This is a genomic window from Asaia sp. W19 (assembly GCF_003994335.1).
In the GTDB taxonomy this organism is placed as follows: domain Bacteria; phylum Pseudomonadota; class Alphaproteobacteria; order Acetobacterales; family Acetobacteraceae; genus Asaia.
Genome location: NZ_PNQZ01000198.1, coordinates 1 through 1321, shown reverse-complemented (window position 1 = coordinate 1321; position 1321 = coordinate 1). Strand labels below are relative to the sequence as shown.

2 protein-coding genes and 1 pseudogene are annotated in these 1321 nt (G+C 61.1%); all 3 read right to left on the bottom strand.

Translation table 11 applies throughout. The features are described from left to right. Nucleotides 1-163 (bottom strand): 5-deoxy-glucuronate isomerase (locus tag C0V97_RS17970; RefSeq protein ID WP_148114984.1); only part of this gene is annotated, 163 nt, incomplete at its 3' end. Further along, the gene (gene iolE, locus C0V97_RS17965) at nt 160-1059 is read right to left on the bottom strand and encodes a myo-inosose-2 dehydratase (RefSeq protein WP_127103304.1); all 900 of its coding nucleotides are present in this window, start codon (nt 1057-1059) and stop codon (nt 160-162) included. The genes C0V97_RS17970 and iolE, both read right to left, overlap by 4 nt. Before the next feature lie 37 nt (nt 1060-1096). Continuing rightward, a pseudogene (locus C0V97_RS17960) lies at nt 1097-1321 on the bottom strand (3D-(3,5/4)-trihydroxycyclohexane-1,2-dione acylhydrolase (decyclizing)); the annotation flags it as partial.

The window sequence follows — 1321 nt, the reverse complement described above, 5'->3', positions numbered from 1 at the left end:
GCATCWCCTCATTCGGCCCGGTACGATCAGATACGTGTTCTCCTGCCTCGAGTGCGCGCACATTGAAACCGATATAGCCCCAACCGGCGCTCTCCGGCGTGACGGAGACGGTGCGTTTTGAGTCATCGCGCTGATGCGAATGAACCAGAAGCTTTGAACTCATGACGCAGCCCCTTTGATATGGCCGGTCGCAATCAGCGTATCCATCAGATAATTGCGACCCATACGGGCATAGACGAGCGGATTGGCGAGTTCGGGGTCCTGCTCGGCTTCCAGCACGATCCAGCCTGCGTAATCCGGCAATTCGCGCATTACCCGGGCATAATCGATGCAGCCATCGCCAGGCACGGTGAAAACGCCCGACAGCACGCTGCGCAGGAAGCTCCAGTCGTACACATCGGCCTGGGCGCGCTTGAACGGACGGATATCCTTGCCATGAACATGCCCGATACGCTCACGATAGGAGCGTGCCAGTTCGGCAGGGTCCGAGCCGCCCCAGAGGGCATGGCCGGTATCGAGCAGCAGCTTCACCGAGGGACCTGTCAGATCCATGAAACGCGCAATGTCCTCACGCGACTGCACGACCGTGCCCATGTGATGGTGGTAAACGAGGTCGATGCCATGATCGGCCAGGAAACTGGCCACCACCGTCATGCGCCTTGCGAATTCGGCCCATTCCCCGGGCTGAAGGTAGGGACGTGCCGAGAGGGGCGTGTCGATCTGGCCATGAATGGCATTGGAGGTTTCGGCGGCGATGCAGACCTTGCAGCCCATGCCCTTGAGCAATTCGAGGCGCGGCTTGAGCGCGGCGATTTCGTCATCTGCGCTGCGGGTGAGCAGTTCGGTGGACCACCAGCCAGAGATGAATTCCATACCGAACGGTTCGAGCGCGGCCTTCATCCCGGACACGGTCTGGGGGAATTTATGCCCCAGTTCCATGCCCTGGATGCCGGCCTTCCGGGCCTGGTCGAGACACATTTCGAGCGTGGTGGTCGCCCCCACCGACTGCATGTCGTCATTCGACCAGATGATGGGGTTGGCGCCGATCTTGATGGTCATTTCTGCCTCCTGAAACAGGGGAATTCGCCAGATTGTTCTAGTTGCCGATGCGCTGCGTGCCACGCTTGCGCTCATAGCCCTCGCGTGCCTTCGTGACCTGCGCGCGCTCCGATATTTCCGGCACGGCCACATCCCACCAGGCGCCCCCATCGGTCGTCGTGGGGGCCGGGTCGGTGTCGATCACGATCACCGTGGTACGATCGGAAGAGCGCGCACGCTCCACCGCAGCCGTCAGCGAAGGCAAATCAGGGACTTTTTCGGC